General features: G+C 65.6%; 19 protein-coding genes. 9 read left to right on the forward strand and 10 right to left on the reverse strand.

What is annotated here, in order from left to right:
• The first annotated feature begins 426 nt into the window (after window positions 1–426).
• Window positions 427–1,068 carry a uridine kinase gene (gene udk, locus NX774_RS11095; protein WP_258822234.1) on the forward strand — a complete coding sequence of 214 codons (642 nt, stop codon included), beginning with the start codon at window positions 427–429 and terminating at the stop codon, window positions 1,066–1,068.
• 659 nt (window positions 1,069–1,727) lie between these two features.
• On the opposite strand, the gene NX774_RS11100 is transcribed toward udk, so the two are convergent.
• A complete protein-coding gene (locus tag NX774_RS11100) occupies window positions 1,728–2,666 on the reverse strand; it encodes a CysB family HTH-type transcriptional regulator (protein WP_258822235.1) in 939 nt (312 codons plus the stop codon).
• A gap of 163 nt (window positions 2,667–2,829) precedes the next feature.
• Here NX774_RS11100 and NX774_RS11105 point away from each other — a divergent pair, with 163 nt between their 5' ends.
• The 6 genes from NX774_RS11105 to cobA are packed head-to-tail and all read left to right on the forward strand — an operon-like array spanning window position 2,830 to window position 8,797.
• On the forward strand, window positions 2,830–4,518 hold the full coding sequence (locus NX774_RS11105) for a nitrite/sulfite reductase (RefSeq protein ID WP_258822236.1): 1,689 nt from the start codon (window positions 2,830–2,832) through the stop codon (window positions 4,516–4,518).
• Window positions 4,511–5,065: a DUF934 domain-containing protein gene (locus NX774_RS11110; RefSeq protein ID WP_258822237.1), complete on the forward strand. Its 555-nt coding sequence runs from the start codon at window positions 4,511–4,513 to the stop codon at window positions 5,063–5,065. The genes NX774_RS11105 and NX774_RS11110 overlap by 8 nt, the downstream gene beginning before the upstream one ends.
• 9 nt (window positions 5,066–5,074) lie before the next feature.
• Window positions 5,075–5,791, forward strand: coding sequence for a phosphoadenylyl-sulfate reductase (locus tag NX774_RS11115; protein ID WP_258822238.1), 717 nt, complete (start codon window positions 5,075–5,077; stop codon window positions 5,789–5,791).
• Window positions 5,792–5,817: 26 nt separating this feature from the next.
• Window positions 5,818–6,756, forward strand: coding sequence for a sulfate adenylyltransferase subunit CysD (cysD, locus tag NX774_RS11120; RefSeq protein ID WP_258822239.1), 939 nt, complete (start codon window positions 5,818–5,820; stop codon window positions 6,754–6,756).
• Entirely contained in the window at window positions 6,756–8,063 is a 1,308-nt protein-coding gene (locus NX774_RS11125) for a sulfate adenylyltransferase subunit 1 (RefSeq protein ID WP_258822240.1), read from the forward strand. The genes cysD and NX774_RS11125 overlap by 1 nt, the downstream gene beginning before the upstream one ends.
• Window positions 8,064–8,074: 11 nt before the next feature.
• Window positions 8,075–8,797 carry a uroporphyrinogen-III C-methyltransferase gene (gene cobA, locus NX774_RS11130; RefSeq protein ID WP_258822241.1) on the forward strand — a complete coding sequence of 241 codons (723 nt, stop codon included), beginning with the start codon at window positions 8,075–8,077 and terminating at the stop codon, window positions 8,795–8,797.
• A 12-nt stretch (window positions 8,798–8,809) separates the two neighbouring features.
• Here the strand turns inward: cobA and NX774_RS11135 are convergent, their stop codons facing one another.
• The 5 genes from NX774_RS11135 to lptF form a co-directional block, all read right to left on the reverse strand.
• Complete coding sequence (locus NX774_RS11135; RefSeq protein WP_258822242.1) at window positions 8,810–9,259, reverse strand: hypothetical protein; 450 nt, start codon at window positions 9,257–9,259, stop codon at window positions 8,810–8,812.
• A 156-nt stretch (window positions 9,260–9,415) separates the two neighbouring features.
• Window positions 9,416–12,040 carry a DUF4214 domain-containing protein gene (locus NX774_RS11140; protein ID WP_258822243.1) on the reverse strand — a complete coding sequence of 875 codons (2,625 nt, stop codon included), beginning with the start codon at window positions 12,038–12,040 and terminating at the stop codon, window positions 9,416–9,418.
• Window positions 12,041–12,257: 217 nt separating this feature from the next.
• Window positions 12,258–12,626: a sirohydrochlorin chelatase gene (locus tag NX774_RS11145; RefSeq protein WP_258822244.1), complete on the reverse strand. Its 369-nt coding sequence runs from the start codon at window positions 12,624–12,626 to the stop codon at window positions 12,258–12,260.
• Complete coding sequence (gene lptG, locus NX774_RS11150) at window positions 12,626–13,810, reverse strand: LPS export ABC transporter permease LptG (protein WP_258822245.1); 1,185 nt, start codon at window positions 13,808–13,810, stop codon at window positions 12,626–12,628. Before lptG ends, NX774_RS11145 begins: the two co-directional genes overlap by 1 nt.
• Window positions 13,807–14,952 (reverse strand): LPS export ABC transporter permease LptF, encoded by a 1,146-nt coding sequence (gene lptF / locus NX774_RS11155; protein ID WP_258822246.1) that lies wholly within the window; start codon window positions 14,950–14,952, stop codon window positions 13,807–13,809. The genes lptG and lptF overlap by 4 nt, the downstream gene beginning before the upstream one ends.
• Window positions 14,953–15,010: 58 nt before the next feature.
• Between lptF and NX774_RS11160 the strand changes: the two genes are divergently transcribed.
• Window positions 15,011–16,507: a leucyl aminopeptidase gene (locus tag NX774_RS11160; RefSeq protein WP_258822247.1), complete on the forward strand. Its 1,497-nt coding sequence runs from the start codon at window positions 15,011–15,013 to the stop codon at window positions 16,505–16,507.
• Between the two features lie 82 nt (window positions 16,508–16,589).
• Here NX774_RS11160 and NX774_RS11165 read toward each other — a convergent pair whose 3' ends face one another.
• The 3 genes from NX774_RS11165 to NX774_RS11175 all read right to left on the reverse strand — a co-directional run bounded on the left by NX774_RS11165 (window position 16,590) and on the right by NX774_RS11175 (window position 17,641).
• Window positions 16,590–17,042 carry a hypothetical protein gene (locus NX774_RS11165; RefSeq protein ID WP_258822248.1) on the reverse strand — a complete coding sequence of 151 codons (453 nt, stop codon included), beginning with the start codon at window positions 17,040–17,042 and terminating at the stop codon, window positions 16,590–16,592.
• A gap of 63 nt (window positions 17,043–17,105) precedes the next feature.
• Complete coding sequence (locus NX774_RS11170; RefSeq protein WP_370660429.1) at window positions 17,106–17,312, reverse strand: DUF1653 domain-containing protein; 207 nt, start codon at window positions 17,310–17,312, stop codon at window positions 17,106–17,108.
• Window positions 17,309–17,641 carry a phiTE_015 family protein gene (locus NX774_RS11175; RefSeq protein WP_258822250.1) on the reverse strand — a complete coding sequence of 111 codons (333 nt, stop codon included), beginning with the start codon at window positions 17,639–17,641 and terminating at the stop codon, window positions 17,309–17,311. Before NX774_RS11175 ends, NX774_RS11170 begins: the two co-directional genes overlap by 4 nt.
• Before the next feature lie 314 nt (window positions 17,642–17,955).
• On the opposite strand from NX774_RS11175, the gene xth reads away from it, so the two are divergent.
• A complete protein-coding gene (gene xth / locus NX774_RS11180) occupies window positions 17,956–18,720 on the forward strand; it encodes an exodeoxyribonuclease III (protein WP_258822251.1) in 765 nt (254 codons plus the stop codon).
• Window positions 18,721–18,803: 83 nt separating this feature from the next.
• On the opposite strand, the gene NX774_RS11185 is transcribed toward xth, so the two are convergent.
• The gene (locus NX774_RS11185) at window positions 18,804–21,368 is read right to left on the reverse strand and encodes a sensor domain-containing protein (RefSeq protein WP_258822252.1); all 2,565 of its coding nucleotides are present in this window, start codon (window positions 21,366–21,368) and stop codon (window positions 18,804–18,806) included.
• Between the last annotated feature and the right edge of the window lie 36 nt (window positions 21,369–21,404).

Below are 21,404 nucleotides of genomic sequence, written 5' to 3' on the forward strand. Positions count from 1 at the left end.
TGACGACAGTTTATAGGTCAGGCTTATTCAACAAATTCCAGACCCGTCTGCTTCGGATCGATTGCGGACTGCACTGATGGGAATCGGCGCGCTTCTTCTTTGGGCTGTTATTAGATGAAGTGCCATCTCGTCTGAAAAAGAATTGGCCGTACATCTGCACTCCGCTTAGCTTGTTTGCTCTCCACTTGGCGGAGCGTCTGCTATGGGTCGATAGCGTACGTACCGACGATAGTCTTGGCACTAAGCTGACGGCCGTGTTCGCAGACGGACCGACGCCATGGCCCAAGCACTTCTGCCTAAGACCTTTGGTCGCTTATAGCAGTGCCAGGCGGCGCAATACCGTCCCGGCGTCACACGATTGCCGAATACGTGATTTTAGAGCAACCGGCCCTGTCAGTACGGTCGTCGCTCCGGTATCATTCGGGGATGAATGATATTTCTTTCCGTCCGTTTGTCATCGGCGTGGCAGGCGGAAGCGGTAGTGGCAAATCGACCGTGTCCCAGCAAGTCCTCGCTTCGTTCGGTTCGGATATGGTCTCGGTCGTCATGCAGGACGATTACTACCGCGACCAATCCGATCTCTCCCCTGACGTGCGCCGCAAGCAGAATTACGACCATCCGCAGGCCTTCGACTGGCCGCTGCTCGTACAGCAAGTTGGGGCCTTGCGTAATGGCGAAGCGATCGACATGCCGGTGTACGACTTCACGATCGACAACCGCTCCAGCAAGACCATTCTGGTCAAACCAGCCCCGGTCATCGTGATCGAGGGCCTATTTGCCTTGTACGACGCGGACTTGCGCAACATGATGTCGCTGAAGATTTTTGTCGACACCGCCCCCGACGTGCGCTTCATCCGCCGCATGCAAAGGGATATTGCCGAACGCGGTCGATCGTTGGAGAGCATCGTCAACCAGTACATGGAAACGGTGCGCCCGATGCACAAGCAATTCATCGAGCCAACCAAGCGCTACGCCGACGTCATCTTGCCGCACGGCGCGAACGACCCGGCTGTCGATGTGATCACCACCAAGGTAGCGAGCGTGATTGGCCGGTTGAAGCGGGACTGACCATATTGCACTGACGTTCACCCGGCATGTCGTTCAGTACTGGAGGATAGAGGATGCACAGGTCGCCCCGTCAGAGATGGATCGCAATGCCGCTTTTATTCAGTGCTTTCACTGCCCACGCCATTCCCCCTCCGCCGCCCGCACCTCGGCAACTACGCGAGGCTCGGATGACTGTTACCGTTCAGTTAGTCCAGGCAAGTCAAGGACAAGTCAACAAGCTGACGAAGCTCTGCACGGTCAGCGGAAAGATCCCGGTCTATGCTGATGACGGTCGCGCTACTCGCGCTAATGGTCGAGAAATCCGAGGTTGCAAGATGCTGTGGAAGGACGAGACGCTGAGTGTATCCGTGCGCGGAGCGGTGGCCATCAGTCAAGGACCCGCCACCTTTGCTATTGCAGACGTCGGCGTGGTACCGCCAGATGCCAAGCCACTTTGTCCCATATGCGGGCGGCAACCGCTAGCCGATTCCAGCGGGGAAATCAGAGTTAGTGGCACCCCTCATTCATTGAAGTTCAGCCTAAGTCCAAACCCTGTGTCCATTTTGAACGCCAGGCCGAACGTCTGGCTGGAAGCCGATGTCGAGGTTGCAAACTAATCGCGTCCGCTGTGGGCGGGTAGCGGCCAACCGGGACCGGCTATCGGCAGCGGAACCACAGGCTCAAAGCTCGTAGTTCTCGCCACCGCGCATCGCCCCCTCGACCATCTTGCGGTTCAGCGTCGGCGCCAGCAGTTCGATGAAGGTGTAGATGTAGCTGCGCAGGTAAGCGCCCTGCTTCACCGCCACGCGCGAAACGTTCATGCCGAACAAATGCCCGACCGGAATCGCGCGCAGGTTGCGGTCGCGCTCGGCGTCGAACGCCATGCCGGCGATGATGCCGATGCCCATGCCCAGCTCCACGTAGGTCTTGATGACGTCCGCGTCGATGGCTTCCAGCAGCACATCCGGCTTCAGCTGACGCAGGCCGAACGCATGGTCGATGCGGCTGCGCCCGGCAAACGCCGAGTCGTAGGTGATGACCGGGTAGGTGGCGATTTCTTCCAGCGACACCGCTGGCGACTTGAGCAAGGGATGGTCCGGCGGCACCACCACCACGTGCTCCCACTGGTAGGCCGGCAGCGTGATCAGCCCGTCCACGGCCGCGATCGATTCGGTCGCAATGGCCATGTCGGCCTGGTCGTTCTTGACCATCTCCGCGATCTGGCGCGGATTTCCTTGCAACAAAGACAAGCGCACCTTGGGATAGCGGGCCATGAACGCCTGCACGACCTTGGGCAGGATGTAGCGCGCCTGCGTGTGCGTGGTCGCAATGGTGAAGCTGCCGCTGTCCTGCGCCGCATATTCCTTGCCGATGCGCTTGAGGCTGTCGATCTCCTGCATGATCAGCTCGACCGACTGCAGCACCAGCCGCCCCGGCTCGGTCAACCCACGGATGCGCTTGCCGTGGCGCGTGAAAATGTCCACCCCCAGCTCTTCCTCAAGCTCGATGATCGCCTTGGACACGCCCGGCTGGGACGTGAACAGCGCCTTGGCGGCGTCGGTGAGGTTGAAGTTCTGGCGCACGGCCTCGCGGACGAAGCGAAGTTGGTGGAGGTTCATTGCCGGGTGGATTGGTTTGTAGGCTTATGCACATTGTAGCTTGCTTATGCCGAAAGCGAATATAAGCAAATAAATTCTCAGTAGTTGGGAATATAGGAGTGCGTCCGTACCATTGAGCTTAAGTTAACAGCCCCAGCTCTGGCGTGGGCTCAAGGATCGCTCCATGTACCAATACGACCATTACGACCGCCTCATCTACCGCGAACGCATCGCGCAGTACCGCGACCAGGTACGGCGCCGCCTCGCCGACGAACTGACCGAGGAGGAATTCCTTCCGCTGCGCCTGCAAAACGGCCTGTACATGCAGCGCCATGCCTACATGCTGCGCATCGCGATTCCCTACGGCCTGCTGGCATCTAAGCAGCTGCGCATGCTGGCCCACATCGCGCGCAAGTACGACCGCGGCTACGGCCACTTCACCACCCGCACCAATATCCAGTTCAACTGGATGGAGCTGGAGCGCACGCCGGAAATCCTGGAGCACCTGGCCTCGGTCGAGATGCATTCGATCCAGACCTCGGGCAACTGCATCCGCAACACCACGACCGACGAGTTTGCCGGGGTGGCAGCCGACGAGATCGTCGATCCGCGGCCGTACTGCGAGATCATCCGCCAGTGGAGCACCTTCCACCCGGAATTCATTGGCCTGCCGCGCAAGTTCAAGATCGCCGTCAACGGCGCCATGCAGGACCGCGCGGCCATCGCGATCCACGACATTGGGCTGACCATCCGCAAGAACGACCAGGGTGAGATCGGTTTCCGCGTCGCCGTCGGTGGCGGCCTGGGCCGCACGCCGATCCTGGCCAGCGTGATCAAGGACTTCCTGCCGTGGCAGCACCTGCTGACCTACATCCAGGCGATCATGCGCGTGTACAACGAGCACGGCCGTCGCGACAACAAGCACAAGGCCCGCATCAAGATCCTGGTCAAGGCGCTGGGCGCCGAGGAATTCGCGCGCCAGGTCGAGGCCGAATGGGCCGACCTGAAAGGCAATGAAGAAACGCTCACCCAGGAAGAATTCGACCGCGTCGCCGCCTGGTTCGCGCCGCCGGCCTACGACAAGCTGGACGACATCGACCCCACGCTGGCGCACCCTGGCAACAAGGCCTTCACCAACTGGCTCGCCCGTAACGTCAAGCCGCACAAGGTGCCGGGCTACGCCGCCGTGGTGCTGTCGCTCAAGAAGCCGGGCCTGCCGCCGGGCGATGCGACCGCCGAGCAGATGGACTTCGTGGCCGACATGGCCGACCGCTACAGCTTTGGCGAGCTGCGCGTGACACACGAGCAGAACCTGGTGCTGGCCGACGTCAAGCAGTCCGAGCTGTTCGAGGTGTGGCAGCAAGTTAAGGCCCAGGGCCTGGCCACGCCGAACATTGGCCTGCTCACCGACATCATCGCGTGCCCCGGCGGCGACTTCTGCTCGCTGGCCAACGCCAAGTCGATCCCGATCGCCACCGCCATTGCCGAGCGTTTCGAGGACCTGGACTTCCAGCACGACATCGGCGAGTTCGAGCTCAACATCTCGGGCTGCATCAATGCCTGCGGCCACCACCACGTCGGCCACATCGGCATCCTGGGCGTGGACAAGGACGGCAGCGAGTGGTACCAGGTGTCGCTGGGCGGCGCCCAGGGCGACGAGGCGGCGCTGGGCAAGATCATCGGCCCGTCGTTCGCCGCCGCGCAGATGCCGGAAGTGGTGGACCGCCTGCTCAAGGTGTACCTGCGCGAACGCCACGACGGCGAGCGCTTCGTGGACACCGTGCAGCGGCTGGGCATTGGCCCGTTCAAAGATTTCGTGTACGCCACGCCGATCGAAGCGGGCGAACTGGTTGGGGAAGACGAATATGCTTGAAGTACGCAAACAACTGATCAAGAACCACGCCGTTGTCGACGACGACTGGAGCGTACTGCGCCTTGACGAAGGCGACGCGCCGGAGACGGTGCTGGTCGCGCAAGGCAAGGTCATCGTGCCGCTGACCGTGTGGCAGGCCCAGCGCGAGCAGCTGGCCGGCCGCGAGCACATCGCCGTGTGGCTGGCCTCGCACGAGCGCGCGGAAAGCCTGCGCGACGAGCTGGACCGGTTCGCCCTGATCGCCGTGGACTTCCCCAAGTTCAGCGACGGCCGCGGCTATTCGATCGCCTACAACCTGCGCAAGCGCCTCGGTTACAAGGGCGAGCTGCGCGCCATCGGCGACGTGCTGCGCGACCAGCTGTTCCAGATGCTGCGCACCGGCTTTGATGCCTTCTCCACCCGCCCGGACCGCAACATCCACGACGCGCTGAAAGGCCTGACCGTGTTTTCCGAGACCTACCAGGCGTCCATTGACACCGCGCTGCCGCTGTTTCGCCGCGTCCAGCGTGGCCGGCCGGCGGAGCCCGATGTCGCATACGGTATCTGAGGAGCATCCATGACCCAGCTGGCCGACCTGACCGCCGCCACCCGCGCCACGCTCGAACGCGTGGCCGCCGAATTCTCGCCTGCCGTGTTCGCATCGAGCCTGGCGCTCGAAGACATGGTGCTGACCGACCTGATCCTGCGCGCGGGCCTGCCGATCGGCATCTTCTCGCTCGACACCGGCCGCCTACACCCGGAAACGCTGGCCGTGCTGGACGCGGCCAAGGCCACCTACGGCCATGAGATCGCGGTCTACCGGCCCGATCCGGCCGCGGTGGACGCCTACGTCTCCGCCAAGGGCCTGAACGCGTTCTACGACAGCGTCGAGCTGCGCCGCGAGTGCTGCCACATCCGCAAGGTGGAGCCGCTCGGCCGTGCGCTGGCGGGCAAGCGCGCCTGGATCACCGGGCAGCGCCGCGCCCAGTCGGCCACCCGCGCCGACCTGGCGGTGCAGGAAGACGATCCAGCGCACGGCATGGTCAAGTTCAATCCGCTGGCGGACTGGTCGGAAGAAGACGTCTGGAAGTACATCCGCACCAACAACGTACCGTATAACGTGCTGCACGACCAGGGCTATCCGTCGATCGGCTGCGCGCCCTGCACCCGCGCGATCCAGCCGGGCGAGGATATCCGCGCCGGCCGCTGGTGGTGGGAAAACCCCGAATCGAAGGAATGCGGGCTGCATGTCGTTGACGGCAAGCTCGTTCGCATCAAATCCGTGGCCGCCTAGCCACAACAAGACAAAGCCAAGCTGCCATGACCAACTTTAGCGATACCCCGCGCCTCGTCCCCGAAGTAAACGATGCGCACCTCGACGCGCTCGAATCGGAGGCGATCCACATCCTGCGCGAAGTGGCTGCCGAGTGCACCAACCCTGCCCTGCTGTTCTCGGGCGGCAAGGACTCGGTGGTGCTGCTGCGCCTGGCCGAGAAGGCCTTCCGCCCCGGCAAGTTCCCGTTCCCGCTGGTGCACATCGACACCGGCCACAACTTCGACGAAGTGATCGAATTCCGCGACGCCCGCGTGGCCGAGCTGAACGAGCGCCTGATCGTCGGCTCGGTCGAGGACTCGATCGCGCGTGGCACCGTGCGCCTGCGCAACCGCGACACCGACTCGCGCAACGCCGCGCAAGCCGTGACCCTGCTCGAGACCATCGCCGAGCACGGCTTTGACGCCTGCATCGGCGGCGCCCGCCGCGACGAGGAAAAGGCGCGCGCCAAGGAGCGCATCTTCTCGTTCCGCGACGAGTTCGGCCAGTGGGACCCGAAGGCCCAGCGCCCCGAGCTCTGGAGCCTGTACAACACCCGCGTGCACCCGGGCGAGAACATGCGCGTGTTCCCGATCTCGAACTGGACCGAGCTGGACGTGTGGCAGTACATCGGCCGCGAACAGCTGGCCCTGCCCTCGATCTATTTTGCGCACGAGCGCGAAGTGGTCGAACGCAACGGCCTCCTGGTGCCTGTCACGCGCCTGACGCCGCCGCGCGAGGGCGAGACCGTGGACAATCGCACCGTGCGCTTCCGTACCGTGGGCGACATCTCGTGCACCTGCCCGGTGGCATCGACCGCCGGCAGCGTGGACGCGATCATCGCCGAGACCGCCGTCACCCAGATCACCGAACGCGGGGCCACCCGGATGGACGACCAGACCTCCGAAGCCTCGATGGAAAAACGCAAGAAAGCAGGATACTTCTGATGAACGCCATCACCGACAAACTGGCCGCGCCGGGCCTGCTGCGCTTCATTACCGCCGGCTCGGTGGATGACGGCAAGAGCACCCTGATCGGCCGCCTGCTGTACGACAGCAAAGGCATCTTCGCCGACCAGCTGGCCGCCGTGTCGCGCTCCAAGCACAAGCGCACCGTGGGCGACACGATCGACCTGTCGCTCTTGACCGACGGCCTGGAAGCCGAACGCGAGCAAGGCATCACCATTGACGTGGCCTACCGCTACTTTGCCACCCCGCGCCGCAAGTTCATCATCGCCGACACCCCGGGCCACGAGCAGTACACCCGCAACATGGTCACCGGCGCCTCGACGGCCGACGCGGTCGTGATCCTGGTGGACGTGTCGAAGGTCAAGCTGCGCGAGGATGGTGGCGTGGAGCTGCTGGTGCAGACCAAGCGCCACTCCACCATTGCGCACCTGCTGCGCATCGAGCACGTGATCGTCGCCGTCAACAAGATGGACCTGGTGGGCTACGACCAGGCCGTGTACGAGCGCATCGTCAAGGCCTACCGCGAATTTGCCGACACGCTGGGCCTGTCCAGCGTGACCACGATCCCGCTGTCGGCGCTGGCCGGCGACAACGTGGTCGAAGGCAGCCAGGCCATGGACTGGTACAAAGGCCCCACGCTGATCGAACTGCTCGAGACCCTGCCCGTGTACAACGACGCGCACGAGGCGCCGCTGCGCTTCCCGGTGCAGCTGGTGGCGCGCCACAACGGTCACGAGGCCAACGACTTCCGCGGCTACATGGGCCGCATCGAAGCGGGCCGCGTGTCGGTGGGCGACAAGCTGCTGGTGCAGCCGTCCGGCCAGGCCGCCACGGTCAAGGAGATCGTCACCTTCGACGGCAACCTGCAAACGGCCAGCGCCGGCCAGTCGGTCACGCTGCTGCTGGAAGAGTACGTGGACGTCTCGCGCGGCGACGTGCTGGTGGCAGCCGACCAGCCGGCCACCCTGCTCAAGCAGGTGGTGGCCGACGTATGCTGGATGGCCGACGAGCCGCTCGACCTGCGCCGCAAGTACTGGATCAAGCACGGCACCCGCCAGTGCGCGGCCAAGGTCACCAAGGTGGACACGCTGCTGGACGTGAACACCCAGGAGCGCCGCGCGGCGGAGGGCCTGAAGCTGAACGACATCGCGCGCATCGGCTTGACGGTCCAGCAGCCGCTGGCCGCCGATGCGTATGACGACGTCCGCGCCACCGGCGCCTTTATCCTGATCGACGAAGTCACCCACCAGACCGTGGCTGCGGGTATGATTCGTATCGACGGATAAAGGATCACTGCATGGCCGCGACAGGCAAGGTTTACCTCATCGGCGCCGGGCCCGGCGCGCCCGACCTCATCACCGTGCGCGGCGCGCGCCTGCTCGCGCAGGCGAACGTGGTGCTGTACGACGCGCTGGTGACGCCGGAGATGCTGGAGCTGTGCCCGCAGGCCGAGAAAATCGCGGTCGGCAAGCGCTCCGGCCAGCGCTCCACCGCGCAGGAAGTCATCAACCGCCTGCTCGTCGAGTGCGCGCATCAGCACGCGCTCGTGGTGCGCCTCAAGGGTGGCGATCCCATGCTGTTTGGCCGCGCCGACGAGGAGCTGCGCGCGCTGGAAGAAGCCGACATCGCGGTCGAGATCGTCCCCGGCATCACGACCGCCCTGGCTGCCGCCGCGGCCACCAAACAGCCGCTGACCAAGCGTGGTGTCGCCCGCAGCGTCGCGTTCTTCACGTCCAGCACTGCCCCGGAACAGGCCGACCTCGAAGGTTTGCCGCACACCGACACGATGGTGCAGTACATGGGCGGGCGCGAAGCCATCCAGACGGCGGAACGGCTGCTGGCACAGGGCCGCCGCGCCGACACGCCGGTGGTCATCATCGAAAACTGCAGCCGCGACAACGAGCGCATCACGCGCATCACGCTGGCCGAACTGGCGCATGGGCTGGACCAGGCGCACGGCCCGGTGCTGGTGATGATTGGCGAAGCGCTGCGCATGCGCGCGCACCAGCCGCGCGGCTGAACGGCCCGCGCGCTAGCGGCCGTAGCGCCGGTCGTGCTCCTCGATTTCCCACTCAAGCCGGTCGGCTGCCAGGTAGGTGTCTGCGGCGATGCGGTTCAGGTTTTCGATCGACGCGCGCAGCATGGCACCGGCACGGCCGCGGCACTCGCGCGTGTACCACAGCGCAAGGTCGCGCCGGATGCCGTTCAGGTCGGCCTTGAGGTCGGCCAGCATGCCGCGCAGGCTGCGGTCTGCATCCACCGCCGCCCCGGCCTGCTGCGACAGCACATGCGCCGACATGCGGCCGATTTTGCCTTGCATGCGTGTGAGGCGGCGCGCCAGCGCGTCGATGCGGCGCGCGCAGCGCAGCTCGACGAACAGTGCCGACGGCGACAGCGTGCGGCGCATGACGGCCAGGGTCTTGGATCGTTGCAGCGATTGCATGGCGGCGGCAACGAGCTGCTTGATCGACGCAGTCAGCATGATGGATGGCCCGGGTAAGGATCCGAGAACGCCCGGCGCGATGGGCAGCGCCCGGCAAACGTGCATTGCAGTTTGTGCGCGTTCGGCAGGAGTGTCAAACGTCCTGCAGGTCCAAATTCATGATCGCGCACAAGCTACGTGCAGATTCACCGAAGCTCAGCCCCAGGGCGTGAACAGGATGCCATCCTGGATGCTGCCGATCACCTGCGCCTGGTTCTCAAGGCTCTCGCTGAAGTGCGCCAGCACCTCGGCGCGCGTGGCGCCGTACTGCTGCAGCGAGGCCATCCAGAAGTCATAACCACCCTGCTCCGCGGGACGGTGCAGCACGTTCTGGTACAGCGCCTGCACGAACTGGCTGTCGCTCGCGTTGGCCCCGTAGCGGCTCGCAAATTCCAGGCTGCTGACGAACTCCTGCGACACCTGGTTCAGGCTCGCGCCGTTATCGAGCATCTTGATCCAGTAGCCCAGCCCCCCCAGGTCCGGCGCGCGGTCGAACGTGGCCTGGTACAGGCGGTATGCCTGGCCAGCCGTGCCGTTGATGTCCAGCGCCAGCGACGCGTCGCTGAACTGCAGGCGCTCCACGTTGACCAGCGCATCCTGGATACCGTTGCCGCTGACGGTGAAGCCGTTCGCACCCGCCGTGACCGTGATCCCGGCGTGCGAGGTTTGGTACACGACGGTGTCAAGACCGGCGCCGCCGTCGATCGCATGGCTGCCGCCGGTTGATGTGAACACGTTGGCCGCGCCGGTACCCGTCACAAGCTCGGGCGCTGGAGCCGGCACCGTCACGCTGCCGCCACCGCCGGTGCCGGAACCGCCGCTGCCGCTGCCCGTCGAACCCGAACCGGTGCTGCCGCCGCTTGAACCGGAGCCGCTGCCGGCGGTGTCGCCGCCACCCGAACCGGTCGAACCGCCGCCGGTCGTGGTGCCCGGCGCCGGCGTCACCGACCCGCCCGAGCCGGTGCTCGTCCCGCCGCTGCCGGCCAGCACGCGCGCCTCGATGGTCGAGCCGCCATCCTGGGTGTCCACCCAGGCCGTCGCCACGCCGCCGTTGCCGAGGACCGCCAGCGCCGGGCTGGCCTGGTCGCCGACCGACAGCTGGTTGACCTGGAATTCCTGCGCATCGACCGGCGCGCCATCCGCGCCGAAGCGGCGCCCGAACACGCCGTTGGCATCGCCGTCGCCACCCTGCGCCTGCCAGCCGATCACGAAGCCGCCGTCGGGCAGCGCCGCCACCGACGCGTCGAAGCGGCCGCTGCCGCCCTGGGCGTTGGCCTGCTCCAGCTGGCCGAGCGCGTGGCCCGCGTTGTCGTAGCGCTGGAAGAAGATGTCGCTCACCGAAATGCCGAGCGGGTCGTTGCGGTAGCTGTCCCACGCGACGACGAAGCCGCCACCCGCCAGCGCCGCCACGTGCGGCAGCGGTGCCGCTGTCGAAATGCTGGCGGCCGCGCCGTCGCCGGCCACCTGGATCGCCGTGCCGGGGCTGCTGCCAAGCGCCGCATACACGTTGCCGTCGCCGATCTCGCCCCACGCCACCACGTAGTCGCCATTGTGCAGCGCCGTCACGCTCGGGCTGTAGGCGGTGCCGAGCACACCGGCCACCTGTTGCGCGCCGATCGGGCTGCCAAGAGCGCTTTCATGCAGCAGGTGCACCTGGCCGCCGCTGCGCCAGCCGAGCACGAAGGATCCGTCCGCCAGCGCCGTCACGGCCGGCATCGAGGCATCCCCGGGCGCGCCGGCAGCGAGCTGCTGGCCCACGCTGCCGTTGGCTTCGACGATGCGGTAAGCGACCGAGCTCGCGCCATCCTGCTGCACCGTGTACGCCACCACAAAGCGGCCGTCGGCCAGCGCAGCTACGGCCGGCTGGGCCTCGGCCGCGCTGTCGGCGGTGGCGCTGACTGCGAACGGCCCGGCGCTGGCCGCGCCACTGGCGTCGCGCACCTGGGCCCAGATCGCGTTGCCGCTGCCCTGCCAGGCGGTGACAAAGCCGCCGCCAGGCAGCGCCGCGATGGCCGGGCTGGCCTGTGCGCCGCTGGCCGCCCCGAGCGTCAGGTCGGCGCCGAACGCGGGCAGCGCCTGCGTCGTGCCCTGCATGACCGTGAACACGAAGGTGTCGGTCACGCCCGTGTTCGGGTACGGATTGCCGCTGGGGTCGATCTGGTAGCGGTCGTAGTAGTGCATGGTCACGCTGAGTGCGCCGCCCGCCTCCGGCATGGCGCCCGGGTTGGCGATCACCAGTTCGGCTGCGCCGGTGTTGGGGTCCGTCGTCACGCCGAACAGGCCCGCCTGCGACTGGTCCTGGATCACCCAGCGGCCGCCGTCCGGCGCGCCGGTGTCGATCGGGTGCAAGGCCGCCACCGCGTCGCCTGCCTGCTGGCTCGTGAACACGTAGTTGTGTTCGTACGTGATGCCCACCGGCTGGCTGTCCGGCACCACGCCGGCGTTGCTGCTCACGATGCTGCCATCGGCCATCTTCCAGTGCATGACGAAGGCTTCGGCAGTGCCGTCGTCGCCTGGCGTCTGGTCCACGAATCGCCACAGGGTGCCGGCGGCCGGCACGTACACGCCATCGGTGTCCGACTGCATGGCGTAGGTGGTCCAGCTCCGCCCCCCGTCCACGCTGTACTGGAACAGACCGCGGTCAAGCTGCGGCCCGGTGCTGCTGTCAAACGAAAAGGCGACGGCGCTGATGGCCGACGCGCCGATGCTGGCGCTGTTGTAGGTCCAGGTATAGCTGGTCCATCCGGAGCGGACGTAGATGCTGGTCGATGGGGTGGTCATGTTGCTTCTCTGCTGCCGGGACGATCGCGGCGCGCACGCGCCAGCGGATCGAAAGGTGGAATAAACGCAGAGAAATAATGCCGAACGTCAACTCGACATGCAACGAAGAAATGCCGTAACGGCGGGCTTTACGCCAAAAACCAACGGAAAATTATCAGGCTGTTTAGCCAGTTCGGCATCTCGAATGACAGGCTGGCAAGCAAAGTTGCGAACCTGATCAGCCCAGGCTGGAGATGCAGTACTCGGCCATGGCCGCGAGCACCGCTTCGTCTTCGCCGACCGGCCCGGCCACCTTGATCTGCAGGCCGGGGTGCGCGCTGCGCAGCCGCTCGATGAGCGCCGGCAGGTCGCGCTGCAGGTGGCCGCCCTTGCCCAGGAACACCGGCACCACCGTCACCTCGTCGACGCCGCGCGCGGCCAGCGCCGCCACCTCGTCCGGCAGGCTCGGGCTCATCAGTTCGAGGAAGGCCAGCGACACGCTGCAATCGGGCAGGCGTGCTGCCGCCAGCGCGCGCAGGCGCTCGAACGGCGCCGCCCAGCCGGGGGCGCGGGCGCCGTGCGCAAACAGGACCAGGGCGCGGGCCATCAGTGCCGCTCCACCCACCACAGCGCACCGACCGTCAGCGCCATGAACAGCAGGCTCGGCGCAATCGCGGTGAGGAAGGCCGGCCATGTGGACAGCAGGCCGATGTGCGACACCAGCGCGTTGATCAGGATGAACGAGACCCCGATCATGATGCCGATGAAGATCTTCAGGCTGACGCCGCCGCTGCGGGTATGCAGGTAGGCAAACGGCAGCGCCAGCAGCATCAGCACGAAGATCGCCAGCGGGTCGATCAGCTTTTTCCAGAACGCGATCTTGAAGCGTTCGGTCTCCTGGCGGTTCTCGGCCAGGTGGCGCGTGTACACCGCCAGCTCGTTGGCCGACATCCGGTCCGGGTCCGAGCGCGACACCGACAGGATCTTGGGCGTGATCTCGGACTGCAGGTCGAGCGTGTCCAGGTGCCGCGTCGACACCGAGGCGGTATCCAGGCCAAAGCTGCTCTGGATCGTCGTCCCCGGCGGCAGCGGCGCGCCCGGTTCCGGCAACTCGCGCGAGTTGTCGAAGCGCGTTTCCGACACGTTGGCGAGCTGCCAGGTGTTGTTGCCGCTGAAGGTGCCAGTGGCCGCGGTGATCAGCGAGCGCATGCGCATGTTCAGGTCGAATTCGTACAGGCGGATATCGACCAGCTTGCCGTCCGGCTGGATCTGGCGCACGTTGAAAAAGCGCGAGCCGATCGTCGGGCCCTTGACGCCCTCGGCATGCACGATGTCCTTGGTCCACATGCCCGACCGGAACTCGGCCGACACCGTGCCGCCCTTGGCCGCCAGCCGCAGCCGCTCGGCCAGGGGCGCGGTGCGCGGGGTGATGACTTCGCCGAACAGGAAAGTGATCGCCACGAACACGACGCCGGTCTTGAACAGCATGCCGGCCGCCATGCGCGTGGACATCGACGAAGCGCGCATGATGGTGAACTCGGAGCTCTGCGCAAATTGCGCCATCGTGTAGATGGTGCCGATCAGCGCTGCCACCGGCATCACCTCGTACACGTGCCCCGGCACCTGCAGCAGCACGTACAGGAAGGCGTGCTGGATCATGTAGGTGCCCTTGCCGACCGAAGGCAGTTCCTGCACCAGGTCCATGAACGCGGTCAGGGCCAGGAAGGCCACCAGCACGAAGGCCACGGCCTGCGTGATGTTGATGGCGAAGTAGCGTTGCAGGATCTTCATTGCGCCCCCGCCTTGCCGGTCTTGCCCAGGTAGCGGCGCCGCTTGAGCGCATTCCACAGCATGAGCGGGTGGTAACGGTGGTTCACGTTCAGGCGCCAGGCGAACAGTCCCAGCGCGGCCAGCAGCGCGGCCAGGTGCAGCGGCCACCATGCCATGCCGAACTGCAGCTTGCCGGACTTGACGCTGGCTTCCACCACCTTGGTCAGGTTGCTGTAGGTGAAAAAGATCAGCAAAGCCAGGATCAGGTTGGCCGAGCTGCCCGCGCGCGGGTTGACGAAACCTAGCGGAATGGCGAGCAGCATCAGCACCACCACCATGATCGGCGCCGACAGCCGGTACAGCAATTCGGCCATCGTGTCCGGCCGGTGCGGGGCCGCCAGCAGCGCCGGCGTGGACATTTCCTCGACCTTGAATCCACTACCCAGCACCGGCGCCTTGGTCGCCACCCGCATGCTGTAACGCTCGAATTCCATCGACTGGAAATCGGGGCGGCCCGGCGTGCCCTGGTAGCGCCGGCCGTTTTTCAAAACCAGGAACTGGCCGCCCTTGCCGTCCGATTCGATCACACCCTGTTTGGCCACCACGATCGAATTGGCGTTGTTTTCGATGCTGTTGACGAAGACGTTTTGCACCACGGCCGAACCGGCGGCGCTGCCCTCGACGAAAAACACGCGGTTGGCCGATGCCGATTCGCGGAACTGGCCCGGCGCCACCCGCTTGAGGTCTTCGCGCTTCTGGAAACGCTCGGTATATTCGGTGCGCTTCTGGCTGGCCCACGGCGTGGCCACGAAGGACAGGCCGCCCACCAGCAGCACCAGCGGCAGGCCGAAGGTCACGACCGGCCGCACCCAGCGCACCAGCGACTGGCCGGAGGCGAACCACACCACCATTTCGGAATCGCGGTAACTGCGCGTGACCGCCACCAGCACGGAAATAAAGCTGGTGAGAATGATCACAGTTGGCAGATAATTCAGGACTGAGAACGCGATCAGCGCCACGACATCGCTCGACGCCACCTGGCCGCCCGCAGCTTTGCTGAGGATGAACATCAGGTTCCAGGTGACGAAAATCGTGAACAGCACCGTGAAGGTTGCGCCGGCCGCACTGGCCATTTCACGTCGAAGCGCGCGTTGGAAAATCATTCGCTAGTTATAATTGCAGGTTAGGCGGTCGCGTCACGAAAAACACTTGGAGAACCAAATGGACTTTAGCATAAAAGCATTCGACACAAAAAACACCCTGGCCACTGCCAAAACCGGCGTCGTCGCGGTGGCGGTGTTCGAAAACAAAAAACTGTCGCAGGCTGCGAAAGCCCTCGATCAACAAGGTGAAATCGCGGCCGCGCTCAAGTCGGGCGACATCAGCGGCAAGCCCGGTTCCACCCTGCTGCTGCGCGGCGTGGCCGGCAATGCGGCGCAACGCGTGCTGCTGGTGGGCATGGGCGCCGACGAGACGGTCAGCGAAAAGAACTTCGCCAGCGCCGTTGGCGCGACCATGAAAGCCTTCGGCAGTATCGGTGCGGCGGACGGCATTATCGCATTCCCGCTCACCTCCGTGAAAGGGCGCGACATCAATTGGGCGCTGCGTACGATCGTGCTGGCCGGTTTCGAGGCCGACTTCCGTACCGACGCGCAAAAGAGCAAGAAGGACCCGGCCCCCGCCGGCGTGCGCAAGATCACCATCGCCACCGATGGCGCCCAGGCCCAGCTCAAGGCCGTACTGGCCCAGTCGATCGCGATCGGCAACGGCATGAACCTGACCAAGGAACTGGGCAACCTGTCGCCGAACGTCTGCACCCCGACCTACCTGGCCAACACCGCCCGCAAAATGGCCGGCGAGTTCGGCTTTGACGTCGAGATCCTGGAGCGCAAGCAGCTCGAGGCGCTGAAGATGGGCAGCCTGCTGTCGGTGGCCAAGGGCAGCGACGAGCCGCCCAAGTTCATCGTGCTCAAGCACAACGGCGGCAAGAAGAACGACGCTCCGGTGGTGCTGGTCGGCAAAGGCATCACCTTCGACACCGGCGGCATTTCGCTCAAGCCGGGCCCGAGCATGGACGAGATGAAATACGACATGTGCGGCGCCGGCTCGGTGCTGGGCACCTTCCGCGCGATCGGCGAGATGGGCCTGAAGCTGAACGTGGTGGGCATCGTCGCGGCCTGCGAGAACATGCCCTCGGGCCACGCGACCAAGCCGGGCGACATCGTGACCTCGATGAGCGGCACGACCATCGAAATCCTCAACACCGACGCCGAAGGCCGCCTGATCCTGGCCGACGCCCTCACCTACGCCGAGCGCTTCAAGCCGGCCGCGGTGGTGGACATTGCGACCCTGACCGGCGCCTGCATCGTCTCGCTGGGCCACCACAAGTCGGGCCTGTTCACGCGCCACGACGACGCCCACGACGCGCTGGCGGACGAACTGGTCAGCGCCGGCAAGCAGGCTGGCGACACCGCATGGCGCCTGCCGATCGGCGAGGAGTACAACGAGCAGCTCAAGTCGAACTTTGCCGACTTGGCCAACATCGGCACCCCGGGCGGGGCGTCGATCACGGCGGCCTGCTTCCTGGAGAACTTCACCCGCAAGTACACCTGGGCGCACCTGGACATCGCCGGCACCGCCTGGAAGAGCGGCGCGCAGAAAGGCGCCACCGGCCGCCCGGTGCCGCTGCTGGCGACGTTCCTGATCAACCGCGTTTGATCTTGTGATGGCGGGCACTGCCCGCCTTCAGTGTTAGCATAAAACGTCGTCCCGGCGAAAGCCGGGACGACGTTGTTTGGTGTCAGAAAATGCGGTTACCCGGCGCTTCGACAGTCGCCGGATCCTTCACCGCCACCTGCTTCGGGATCACCACCGTCAGCACCGGCGGATAGGCAAAGCCTGCCCCCGAGTACGTATCCATCACATACCCCAACCCGCCCGTGGTGAGCACGGTGGTGATGAGGTCATGCGCATCGTAGCGCGCCTCGGCGTGTTCGACCGCGCGGCCGACGCCCTCGCGGGCGCAATCGATGGTCAGCGCCAGCGGATAGCGCGCCACCGTCACCCGGCCCGGCGCCACCACGAACCAGCGGCCCTTGGCATTGGACAGCGTGCAGCCGACACCGGCAATTTCGCGGTGCTCCTGCACGGTGTGCACTTCGACGATCTGGTCGGTCGAATCTTCCGTGAGCGTGGCGCAACCGCCCAGCCCGGCGAGCGTCGCCGCTGCCACTATCTTGCCAATACGCGACATGTGAGGTACCCGAGAATGCATCCTGTGCTGTTAACGGCAGGATACACGGGTTCATGAGTGCGGTTAACCGGCGCCGGGTTCACCGACCGGTGCAAAGCGGGGGACCTGGCGCCCGTCCACCTCGACCAGCTCAAAAAAGACGTGCTTCGGACGAATCCAGACCGTGCCATTGGCGGCCCGGTACACGATCATCGGCGTGTGGTCGGACTCCAGCAGCGCTTCGTGCAGCACCTCGTAGAGTCCGCCCTTGTAATGCCGATATTGCATCAGGCCTTTTCGGTGGCCAGTGCGCGCTGCCGGGTGCGCAGGTTCAGGATGACCTTGCGCGCGCCCGCCAGGCCGGCGCCTTCGTCCAGGGTGTTGATGGCGTCGAGGACTTCGTTCAGTACCCGCTCGCGCAGTGCGGCCTCTTCCGGACCAACCGGGGCCTTGGCCATGAACTTGGGCGCTTCCGCTGCCTGTGCCCCGTGCGACAGGGCGGCTTGCCAGATCATCCAGCGGCGCTGGGTCTCGTACACCAGGTATTCGTCGGGCTTGTCTTCGCGGCGGCGGACAATGTGGCCGTCGCGCTGGGCCCAGGCTTCAAATGCGCTACGCATGTCTTTCCTTTGCTAACTGGATACGGGAAATTTGCTCTACGGCAATAGTAGTGCAAAAGTTACCGTACTGCAACTTCTGTGTGCGAAAAAAGTACGATAAGCGATGCCAACCGGACACAGTTCCAACTGTTACACTTCGCTACAATTCACGCTCACTCAAGCGGCGCGTGTGGTTTTTTTACTATTTGAACATTAGCATTTAACCACAATGATTGTCATTTTATAAAAATATGTGCGAATTTGGAAGATTTTTGTGTTGCGCGAATGGTAGCCAGCGCTGATACTGCGCCCACTCCAAAACAACGCGCCGACCTATGAAAATCGCAACGTGGAATGTTAATTCGCTCAAGGTGCGCCTGCCGCACCTGCTGCAGTGGCTGGGCGAAAACCCGGTTGATGTGCTCTGCATTCAAGAGACCAAGCTGACCGACGATAAGTTCCCGGAGAAAGAAATTAACGAAGCCGGCTACCAGGTCGTATTTACCGGACAAAAGACATACAACGGCGTCGCGATCCTGTCGCGCCACCCGATCGCCGACGTGGTGCGCAACAACCCGCGCTTTCCGGACGAGCAGCAGCGCATCATCGCCGCCACCATCGAGGGCATGCGCATCGTGTGTGCCTACGTGCCGAACGGCCAGAGCGTAGGCTCGGATAAATATGCCTACAAGCTCGCGTGGCTGGCGGCGCTGCGCGACTGGCTCGCGGAAGAAATGCAGGCCCACGAGCAGCTCGCTTTGCTGGGGGACTACAACATCGCCCCCGAGGACCGCGACGTGCACGACCCGGTGGCCTGGGCCGAACAGGTGCATTGCTCGACCCCGGAACGCGCCGCGCTCGGCGCGCTGGTCGGGCTTGGACTGTGCGATTCGTTCCGGCTGTTCGAACAGCCCGACAAGTCGTACAGCTGGTGGGATTACCGGCAGCTCGCGTTCCGCCGCAATTGCGGGCTGCGCATCGACCACATCCTGCTCTCCCCGGCGCTGGCGAAGCGCTGCGTGGGCTGCGCGATCGACCGCGCCCCGCGCAAGTGGGAGCAGCCGTCGGACCATGCGCCGGTGATCGCGACCCTGGACTAAACCGAGACAGCCGTAGGGTGGGCTCTCGAGCCCACGCGGAGGGTCACGCGGCGCGTATCTGCGCGTGGGCTCGAGAGCCCACCCTACCGCAACAACTCCGGCACCTGGTGCGCTTCGAGCGGTCGCGCGAACAGGAAGCCCTGCGCCAGCTCGCAGCCGTGTTCGCGCAGCAGCTGCAGCTGCGCCTCGGTCTCCACGCCTTCGGCCACCACCGACAGCTGCAGGCTGTTCGCCAGCGCCATCACGGCCGCCACGATCGCGCGGTCCTCGGCGCTGGCTTCGAGCTCGCGCACGAAGGCGCGGTCCACCTTGATCTTGTGGACCGGGAAGCGCTTCAGGTAAGCCAGGCTCGAATACCCGGTGCCGAAGTCGTCGATCGACAGGCGCACGCCCATCGCGTTGATCTGTTCGAGCACTTCGAGTGTGTGCCCGCCCGACTGCATGAGCGTGGTCTCGGTGATCTCCAGCTCCAGCAGCGCAGGGGCGATCCCGGTCTCCTCGACGATGCGCCGCACCGTGCCGGCCAGTCCGCGCTGGGCGAACTGGCGCCCCGACAGGTTAACCGCGACCGGCACCGCCGGCAGCCCCTGGCGCTGCCACGCCACCGCCTGTTCGCAGGCGCTGCGCAACACCCACTCGCCCACCGCGATGATCATGCCGCTCTCTTCCAGGATGGGGATGAACTCGTCCGGCCCGACCAGGCCCAGGCCGGGCCTGCGCCAGCGCAGCAGCGCCTCCAGCGCATGCACGCGGCGCGTGCCGGCCTCGATGACGGGCTGGTAAAAGAGCTCGAACTGGTTCGCGGCCAGCGCGACGCGCAGGCTGCTCTCCAGCTCGAAGTGGCGCGCCGCCGACTCGTTCATGCGCTCGGTGAAGAACTGCCAGGTGTTGCGGCCCGCCCCTTTGGCGTGGTACATCGCAGCGTCCGCGTTGCGCATCAGGGTCGCCACGTCCTGCCCATGGTCGGGGTACAGGCAGATGCCGATCGACGGCGAAATGTGCAGGATGCGGCCCTCGTGCGGGATCGGGGCCGACAGCACCTCGATGATCTTCTCCGCCACCTGGGTGCAGTCGCGCGGGCCCTCGATCCCGGGGACCAGCACCACGAACTCGTCGCCGCCCAGCCGCGCCACCGTGTCGCTGGCGCGCACCGCGCGGCACAGGCGGTTGGCCACCTCCTTGAGCAGGTGGTCGCCGGCCAGGTGGCCGAGGGAATCGTTGATGGTCTTGAAGCGGTCCAGGTCGATGAACATCACCGCCAGCTTGCGGTCGTTGCGCTGGCTCGACAGCATCGCCCGGTCCAGCCGGTCCGACAGCAGCGAGCGGTTCGGCAGCCCGGTCAGGCTGTCGTGGTAGGCCATGTGGTGCACACGCGCCTCGGCCTGGCGGCGCTCGACGATTTCGGCCTGCAGCAGCGCGTTGGCGCCCGCCAGTTCGGCGGTGCGTTCGAGCACGCGCAGCTCGAGTTCGTCGCGCGCGCGCGCCACCGCCTGCGCCGCCTCGCGCCGCGCGGTCACGTCGTCCACCAGCCACACGCTGCGCCCCTGCCGCTGCGCCAGGTCGAACAGCCGCCCCGACAGCCGCGCCCAGAAGCGCGAGCCGTCCGCGCGCACCACCTCGTGTTCGGCCATGTGCACGCGCCCGGCCAGGAAGTCGCGCGCGGTTTCGCGCCGCGCGGCCATCCAGCTCGCGCTATCCGGATACAGCTCGGCGACCGGGATGCCGTTGATGCCGCCCGGCGGATAGCCGAACAGCTCCTCCATCTTGGCGTTGCAGTGCAACGTACGGCCCCGCTCGACCACCGCGATGCCCAGCACCGCGTTGTCCAGGATGGCCTGGTTCTCCAGCAGCGCGTTGCGCAGCGTCTCTTCGGCACGCTTGTTGCGTGTGCGGTCTTCGATGATCCAGATATTGCCCAGCGCCGGGTCGTCGCGCCGGACCTGGTGGCCGATCAGCTGCACCCAGATTGGCCTGCCGTCGGCGCGCACCATCCAGGCCTCGGCCTGGAAGCTCTCGCCGCGTGCCAGCAGGTTGGCCGCGGCGTCGCCGATTTCGTGGTAGTGCTCGTCGCTGCCGTAGAGCGAGCGCACCGGCACGCCGACCGCTTCTTCGGCACCGAAGCCGAACATTTGCGCAAAGCCGCGGTTGTAACGGACGACGCGGCGATCCCGCGTGAACAGGATGCCGATGCCGGCGTTGTTCATGATGGCGCGGACCTCGGTCTCGGCCGCACGCGCCGCGCTGACATCCTCGACCATCCAGACGGTGCCGGCGGCGCGCCGCCCCGGCTCGACCGACTTGGCGCGCACCCTGCCCCAGAACGTCGAACCGTCGCGCCGGCGCAGGCGCTGCTCGGCCTTTTCGAACAGGCGCCCGTCGTGCAGCGCCGGCGCCGCCTCGGCCAGGAAGGCGTGGTACTGCTCTTCGGAGACAAACAGGCAGGCGCCGCTGGTGTTGACCAGTTCCTCGGGGGCGTAGCCGAACATCTGGGCCATGCGTGGATTGCAGCGCCTGACCACGCCGGGCTGGGTGAACATGATGCCCATCGGCGCGTGCTCGAAGATGGCGGCGTGTTCGAGCAAGCCGGGATGCAGCATGCTCTCCCCTTCCTCGATCATGTTTGCCGGCTCACGCGTTCCTCGATCCATGTCACCCGTTCTGTGCCGCAGCCTCTAGCCGGGCCG

It is taken from the genome of Massilia agilis (genome assembly GCF_024756255.1).
GTDB lineage: Bacteria > Pseudomonadota > Gammaproteobacteria > Burkholderiales > Burkholderiaceae_D > Telluria > Telluria agilis.

Bases quoted from the DNA above. Each gene is read 5' to 3' on its own strand.
- udk (WP_258822234.1), top strand. From the start codon at position 427: ATGAATGATATTTCTTTCCGTCCGTTTGTCATCGGCGTGGCAGGCGGA.
- NX774_RS11100 (WP_258822235.1), bottom strand. From the start codon at position 2,666: ATGAACCTCCACCAACTTCGCTTCGTCCGCGAGGCCGTGCGCCAGAAC.
- NX774_RS11105 (WP_258822236.1), top strand. From the start codon at position 2,830: ATGTACCAATACGACCATTACGACCGCCTCATCTACCGCGAACGCATC.
- NX774_RS11110 (WP_258822237.1), top strand. From the start codon at position 4,511: ATGCTTGAAGTACGCAAACAACTGATCAAGAACCACGCCGTTGTCGAC.
- NX774_RS11115 (WP_258822238.1), top strand. From the start codon at position 5,075: ATGACCCAGCTGGCCGACCTGACCGCCGCCACCCGCGCCACGCTCGAA.
- cysD (WP_258822239.1), top strand. From the start codon at position 5,818: ATGACCAACTTTAGCGATACCCCGCGCCTCGTCCCCGAAGTAAACGAT.
- NX774_RS11125 (WP_258822240.1), top strand. From the start codon at position 6,756: ATGAACGCCATCACCGACAAACTGGCCGCGCCGGGCCTGCTGCGCTTC.
- cobA (WP_258822241.1), top strand. From the start codon at position 8,075: ATGGCCGCGACAGGCAAGGTTTACCTCATCGGCGCCGGGCCCGGCGCG.
- NX774_RS11135 (WP_258822242.1), bottom strand. From the start codon at position 9,259: ATGCTGACTGCGTCGATCAAGCAGCTCGTTGCCGCCGCCATGCAATCG.
- NX774_RS11140 (WP_258822243.1), bottom strand. From the start codon at position 12,040: ATGACCACCCCATCGACCAGCATCTACGTCCGCTCCGGATGGACCAGC.
- NX774_RS11145 (WP_258822244.1), bottom strand. From the start codon at position 12,626: ATGGCCCGCGCCCTGGTCCTGTTTGCGCACGGCGCCCGCGCCCCCGGC.
- lptG (WP_258822245.1), bottom strand. From the start codon at position 13,810: ATGAAGATCCTGCAACGCTACTTCGCCATCAACATCACGCAGGCCGTG.
- lptF (WP_258822246.1), bottom strand. From the start codon at position 14,952: ATGATTTTCCAACGCGCGCTTCGACGTGAAATGGCCAGTGCGGCCGGC.
- NX774_RS11160 (WP_258822247.1), top strand. From the start codon at position 15,011: ATGGACTTTAGCATAAAAGCATTCGACACAAAAAACACCCTGGCCACT.
- NX774_RS11165 (WP_258822248.1), bottom strand. From the start codon at position 17,042: ATGTCGCGTATTGGCAAGATAGTGGCAGCGGCGACGCTCGCCGGGCTG.
- NX774_RS11175 (WP_258822250.1), bottom strand. From the start codon at position 17,641: ATGCGTAGCGCATTTGAAGCCTGGGCCCAGCGCGACGGCCACATTGTC.
- xth (WP_258822251.1), top strand. From the start codon at position 17,956: ATGAAAATCGCAACGTGGAATGTTAATTCGCTCAAGGTGCGCCTGCCG.
- NX774_RS11185 (WP_258822252.1), bottom strand. From the start codon at position 21,368: ATGGATCGAGGAACGCGTGAGCCGGCAAACATGATCGAGGAAGGGGAG.